General features: G+C 59.7%; 4 protein-coding genes and 1 pseudogene. 4 read left to right on the forward strand and 1 reads right to left on the reverse strand.

Annotated elements, in window-relative coordinates; all coding sequences use genetic code 11:
* Nucleotides 1-21 precede the first annotated feature (21 nt).
* From ACW9HX_RS22495 to ACW9HX_RS22510, 4 genes and pseudogenes are all read left to right on the forward strand, one after another.
* On the forward strand, nucleotides 22-783 hold the full coding sequence (locus ACW9HX_RS22495; RefSeq protein ID WP_457382303.1) for an SDR family oxidoreductase: 762 nt from the start codon (nucleotides 22-24) through the stop codon (nucleotides 781-783).
* 192 nt (nucleotides 784-975) lie between these two features.
* Entirely contained in the window at nucleotides 976-2,364 is a 1,389-nt protein-coding gene (locus ACW9HX_RS22500) for an aminotransferase-like domain-containing protein (protein ID WP_457382304.1), read from the forward strand.
* 147 nt (nucleotides 2,365-2,511) lie between these two features.
* Nucleotides 2,512-3,573 (forward strand): annotated as a pseudogene (locus ACW9HX_RS22505) (HAMP domain-containing protein); the annotation flags it as partial.
* Nucleotides 3,571-4,434, forward strand: coding sequence for a methyl-accepting chemotaxis protein (locus tag ACW9HX_RS22510; protein ID WP_457382307.1), 864 nt, complete (start codon nucleotides 3,571-3,573; stop codon nucleotides 4,432-4,434). The pseudogene ACW9HX_RS22505 and the gene ACW9HX_RS22510, both read left to right, overlap by 3 nt.
* A 578-nt stretch (nucleotides 4,435-5,012) precedes the next feature.
* Here the strand turns inward: ACW9HX_RS22510 and ACW9HX_RS22515 are convergent.
* A complete protein-coding gene (locus ACW9HX_RS22515) occupies nucleotides 5,013-5,771 on the reverse strand; it encodes a hypothetical protein (protein ID WP_065261849.1) in 759 nt (252 codons plus the stop codon).
* Nucleotides 5,772-6,210 lie beyond the last annotated feature (439 nt).

Raw genomic sequence — 6,210 nt, forward strand, 5'->3', positions numbered from 1 at the left:
CCCGCATTCGAGGACATCGCAATGAACATGACGTTTTCCGGTCAGGTAGCCGTAGTCACGGGCGCCGCCAACGGTATCGGCCGCGCGACCGCCCAGGCGTTCGCCGCCGAAGGTCTGAAAGTGGTGGTGGCCGACCTGGATGCCGCCGGGGGCGAGGGCACTGTGGCGCTGATTCGTACAGCCGGAGGTGACGCGACCTTCGTACGTTGCAACGTTACCGTCGAAAGCGATGTGAAAAATCTGATGGACGAGGTGATCAAGACCTACGGCCGTCTCGACTATGCCTTCAACAACGCCGGCATCGAAATCGAGAAAGGCAAACTGGCCGAGGGCTCGATGGATGAGTTCGATGCGATCATGGGCGTCAACGTCAAAGGCGTCTGGCTGTGCATGAAATACCAGTTGCCGCTGTTGCTGGCGCAGGGCGGTGGGGCGATCGTCAACACCGCGTCGGTGGCCGGGCTGGGCGCCGCGCCGAAGATGAGTATCTACGCCGCCTCCAAGCACGCGGTGATCGGTCTGACCAAGTCTGCCGCCATCGAATATGCCAAGAAGAAAATCCGCGTCAACGCCGTTTGCCCGGCGGTGATTGATACCGACATGTTCCGTCGCGCCTATGAGGCTGACCCGAAGAAGGGCGAATTCGCCAACGCCATGCATCCGGTCGGCCGCATCGGAAAGGTCGAGGAAATTGCCAGCGCCGTGTTGTACCTGTGCAGCGATGGCGCAGCTTTCACCACCGGTCATTCACTGGCCGTAGACGGTGGTGTTACCGCATTCTGAAAAAGTGTCTGTTGATGCAGGAAAAGACCCGCCTGCCGGCGGTTTTTTTCGTCTGTAGTCAGTTCCATATCATTGATAAACAATGTGTTTCAAATAGTTAGAACGGTGGCTTTTGACGGTTTTGTCGCACAGCCTGACCGGCGCGGCTGTGATTTACTGCCGCGAGTAAAACGGACAGGAGTTTGGCCACTCATGGAATTGAGAATTGACCGACAGGCAATGGTGCCGGTCGTACAGCAGATTGTTGATGGGTTGATCGAATGGATCGTGCAGGGACAGGTGCCGCCGGCAACGCGCTTGCCTTCCGTGCGACAAATCGCTCGGTCGAATCTGCTCAGCCAGTCGAGTGTCATGGAGGCCTGTGAGCGTCTGGTGGCACAGGGGGTTCTGGCCTCGCGCCAGGGCTCGGGGTTCATGGTGGCGGCTGGCAAGGTATTCGGCAATTGCGCCTTTGAAGACGAACGCCATGGCTGTGATGCTGATTACGAATGGCGCGGAGGTCTTAAGCTGGGCGACGGCGCTTTGCCGGAGAGTTGGCGAGAGCCGGATGATCTCAGCTATGCGATCCGTCAGGTGGCCCGCACTGATATGGCCAGTCTGTTCAACTACAACACGCCTCTGGGGCTCCTGTCGCTGCGCGAGCAAATCGTCAAACGACTCGGATTGCTCGATATCAAGGCTGACGACCAACGGGTGCTGACCACGGCAGGCGCCAGCCACGGTCTGGATCTGATCGTGCGTACCCTGTTCCGGGCTGGTGACTGCGTGGTAGTCGAAACACCGGGTTATGCGCCGCTGTTTGACCTCCTGCGGCTGCACGGTGTGCGCATGCTGGAGGTTCGCCGTACGCCTGGTGGGCCGGATCTTGAAGCGCTTGAAGTGTTGTTGCAGCAGTTCCGGCCGGCGGCGCTGTTCATCAACAGTCATCACCACAACCCCACGGGGAGTTGTCTGGCACCGGCAGTGGCGCGGCGCATTCTGCAATTGAGCAAAACCTACGAACTGCGGCTGATCGAAGACGACGTCTACGCCGACCTGCATAACGGTAGCGGCACGCGGCTCGCGGCACTGGATGCAGAAGAGGGGCGGGTGATCTATGTCGGCAGTTTCTCCAAGACGCTGAGCAGCTCGCTGCGGTCTGGCTTTGTATTGGCAAGTGTCGAGGTGATCGAGCAACTGACGCGGGTCAAGATGATCAGTTGCATGGGCACTTCAAGGTTCAGCGAGGCGGTTCTGGCGGTACTGCTGGCCAGTGGCGCCTATCGAAAACTGGTGCAGCGCCAGCGCCTGCGGCTCAACACTGACCGTACGGCGGCCTTGCAGGCGCTGGAAGATGCCGATTGGGAGGTGTTTGGCAAACCGACGGGCGGCCTGTTCATTTGGGCTCGCTCGCCGCTGGCGGACGAAGGGCGTTTGCGCAGGCAGGCCTCTCGTCATGGCGTGCAATTGTCCTGTGCTACATCCTTCAGTCCCAGTGGCGAAGCCAGTGACTGGCAGCGCATCAATGTGGCTTACGCCTGCGATCCGCGGGCGCGCCAGTTTTTTCGCAGTGCGGCCGTGGATCGACCTCAAGTGTTCTGAAAACGACGCGTGCGTAGCTTTTTGCCATTATTCCGACGCCAGAGACTTGTGCTGCTTCATGGCCGTTGCGACTCTTCGGCAACAGACTTTGGCAGGGGACTACGCGCAATGATTTCGGCCGTGCAAGGACGTTTTGCCAACCTCGGTATGGCGAAAAAACTGGGTATCGGGTTCGTGCTGGTGTTGCTGTTGACTGCCTTGGTGGCGGCCATCGGCGTCTGGTCCCTGCAGACCATCAGTCAGCGCTTCGACGGGCTCAAACAGATGTCCTCACTCAACAGCGGCCTGCTCAAAGTGCGCCTGCTGGAGCAGGACTACGCCTTGCACGGCAATCCGAAAACCGCCGATGCCTTGCACGAGGGAGTGGATGGCCTGATCGCCATGGCTGACCAGCTCAAGGCTTTGTCTCCGGGCAATGAGTCGGTCATGAACGATGTCCAGCAGTCGCTGGGCGCTTACCGTAAAGCCTTCGATGAGTTCGTTTCGCTGACCCAGGCCAAGGATCTGGCGCTGGAGATGGCCAGTTGGTCGGTGTCCAGTGTTGCCAACAACCTCGACGTCCTGCAGGCCGGGCTTGCCGATGATGGCGCCTATACCCTGAAAGACAGCGAGGGCAAGGACGGGGCGCAGTTCATTGAACAGGCGAGCCAGGTCAGCCAGGTATCGCGGCTGATGCTGCAGGCGATGAACGAAGCGCGGGTCCGGCTGGATCAGAGCCGCAAGGGCGACGACAGCGCCAAGGGCAACATCGAACAGGCCGCCCAGGCCCAGGCACAAGCCGAACAATTGAAGTCCACGGTCAAGGACGAAGGTTATCTGACGGTCCTCAATGAGGTGTCAGGGCACATCGCCGGTTTCAATGACAAACTTGCCGAGTACACCGGGCTTCTGGCTCAGGAAAAAACCGTCTACGAGCAGCTGCATCAGCGTGCCGCCCAGGTGGTGGAACGGGTCGATCAGGCCTATGTCGCCCAGGACGTCGCGATGCAGGGTGAGTTGAAGAAGAACTCGGTGCTGATCATCGGCTCGTCGGCGTTGGCATTGCTGGTCGGGCTGATTGCGGCGTGGGTGATCACACGATTGATCGTCGCGCCGTTGCGCAGCGTGATGCATGTCGCTCAGCGGATCGCCGCCGGTGACTTGAGTGCAACCGTGGAAGTGACTCGTCGTGACGAGATCGGTCAACTGATGCAGTCCATGCAGCAGATGGGCGCGGGCCTGAGCACCATCGTCAGTGGGTTGCAGGCTGGCATTGAACAGCTGGCCAGTTCCGCGCAATCACTGTCGGCGGTGACCGAGCAGACCAACCTTGAAGTCAGCAGCCAGAAAGAGGAAACCGAGCAGGTCGCCACGGCGATGAACGAGATGACCGCCACCGTACACGACGTGGCGCGCAATGCCGAAGAAGCGGCGCTCGCAGCGCAGACTGCCGACGACAAGGTCGAGAGTGGCCAGCAGGTGGTGCGTCAGAGCATGGCTCGGATCGAGCAACTGGCGGATTCGGCGACGTCGGCCAGTTCAAGCATCGAAAGCCTGAGCGCAGAAATCCAGAACATCGGTACGGTGCTCGAGGTGATCAAGAGTGTTGCCGAACAGACCAATCTGCTGGCGCTCAACGCCGCTATCGAGGCGGCGCGGGCGGGCGAGCAGGGCCGGGGTTTTGCGGTGGTCGCCGATGAGGTACGGGCGCTGGCCCGACGCACCCAGCAGTCGACCGAGGAGATCGAGCGACTGGTCAGCGCCTTGCGTTCGGCGGCGCATTCGTCGGTGCAGCAGATTCAGAGCAGTGGCGAGCTGGTGAAGCTGGCGGTGAGTGATGCGTTGCAGACCGAGAGTGCGCTGGGGAGTATTGCGGCGGCGGTTTCGTTGATTCAGCAGATGAATCAGCAGATTGCGGCGGCGGCCGAGGAGCAGAGTTCGGTGGCCGAGGAGATCAATCGCAGTGTGACCAGTATTCGGGCGAGTGCGGATCAGTCGTCGATTGCGATGCGCGGGAATGCGGCTTCGAGTGTTGAGCTGGCGCAGTTGGGGAGTGAGCTGAGGGGGATGGTTGGGCACTTCAGGCTTTGATTTGTTTTGACCTTGGCGGCCTTTGGGCCGACCAGGTTCCCGTTTTATTGCGTTCATATCCGTTTCTGCGGGTGCTGCCGCTGGCGGTTTCGCCCTTACGGCGAGTCCCTTTTTCAAACGCCAAAAAGGAACCAAAAGGCTGGGCCCCGGCGTTCGGCCCCTCGCTGAGGCTCGGTGTTCCTTCGTTACGGGATTCATCCGGGGGCATCGCCTCCGGTTTGCTTCGCTGCACCTCCTCTCGATGTGTTTGGCTTCGCCAAACGGCGCTACGCGCCCACCCCCGGATAAATCCCTCCACTCAGCCTTCCGATGGGGCCGGCACGTCAAAAGCGGTACTCGAGCTAACGCTCATTGTGTTGAGTGGTGAAAGCCAAAGCCAAAGCCAAAGCAGGTGCGGGATGTGGGCTTTTTAAGACCTGAGTTCACCTCGGTATCTCACGTCGGCGTACCTCTCCCAAACAACGCGGTCAGTCCCCTCTCCCACCGGGAGAGGGTTAGGGTGAGGGCGCTTTTGATTTTGATTTTCCCCGCAGCCAATAAAAAAGCCACCTCCCGGTGGCTTCTCTCTTTGACTGCACTCAGTCGTAAATAACTTTCTTCTTCCAGTCCGCATCAGCCTCGACATCCTTGAGGCCGGCAGTCAGCTGGTTTTCTTCGCCTTCGACCGGGGCGATCTTGTCCATGACCTGGGCGTTGGCGCGGGCCAGGAGTTTTTCCAGGTATTGGAGTTGTTCGGCGTAGATCTGCGGGTCCTGCTGTTTGCGCAGGTATTGCACGCCACGTTCGAAGGCGAGGCGGGCCTGGCCCGGCTGGTTCTGTTGCAGGGCGTGCTGGCCGAGGTTGTTGAAGAACTCGATGTGCAGCAGCACGAGGATGTGGCGTACTTCGCGAATCCAGTGCTTGGCTTCGTTCGGTGGCAGGAAGCCGTCCTGGGCGGCCCGGGTGATCTGGCCGTGGAGGGCTTCGAGGAGGAAGCGCACGTCCTTGGCCTTGGCTTCGGTCTGGATCGGGGCCGGCGGGTTGTTGACCGGAATCGACTCGCCCTGGGCGACGAGGGCGCTCAGTTCGGTGATGCGGGCCTTGGTTGTGGCGCTGGTCTTTTCCAGGTTCAGCAGGCGCTGACAGACGTTCAGTTCCAGGCGGGTCATCAACAGCTTCAGGGCCGGGGTCATGAACTGGCCGGGGAAGGTTTCGGTCAGTTCGCCGCAACGGCGCAGGCGGTCGTTGAGTTCGACCTTGGTACGGGCCTTCTCCAGTTTGGTGTTTTCCACCACATGGTTCATGTAGCCAATGGCGATCAAGATTGCGATCCCGGCTATGACTAGCAGGGTGATCATGAGTGGTGTCACCGGTAAGACCTCTTTATAGGGTTCGCGTGCGAGTGTAGTGGCTTGGCATATAAGAGCCTAGCGCCGCTCGACGGGTTGGATCGGCGAAGCTCAATCTGTATCGGCCGCAGGGCTGCTTATATAAATGCTGGCCCTTGGGGTGCAGATTGCCATCACGTGTGCGGTGGACTATAACGCCTTGGCGAGTGTCGGAATATAGGCGTCAATCGTCGGGCGACGGAAAAGTCCGAATGGGCTCGTAAAGCGGGGCGAAGTCATTGATTTAAATAAATTTATATCAGGGGGTTGACGACCTTCCAATCCATCCATAGAATGCGCGCCACTTGCAGCGTAAAGCACACAGCGATACGAAGCAGGGAGTGAATGTTGTAGTGTGTCCCCTTCGTCTAGTGGCCTAGGACACCGCCCTTTCACGGCGGTAACAGGG

The organism is Pseudomonas sp. SDO52101_S400, assembly GCF_054071635.1.

Coding starts and splice junctions, on each gene's coding strand:
- ACW9HX_RS22495 (WP_457382303.1), top strand. CDS start 22: ATGAACATGACGTTTTCCGGTCAGGTAGCCGTAGTCACGGGCGCCGCC.
- ACW9HX_RS22500 (WP_457382304.1), top strand. CDS start 976: ATGGAATTGAGAATTGACCGACAGGCAATGGTGCCGGTCGTACAGCAG.
- ACW9HX_RS22510 (WP_457382307.1), top strand. CDS start 3,571: ATGGGCGCGGGCCTGAGCACCATCGTCAGTGGGTTGCAGGCTGGCATT.
- ACW9HX_RS22515 (WP_065261849.1), bottom strand. CDS start 5,771: ATGATCACCCTGCTAGTCATAGCCGGGATCGCAATCTTGATCGCCATT.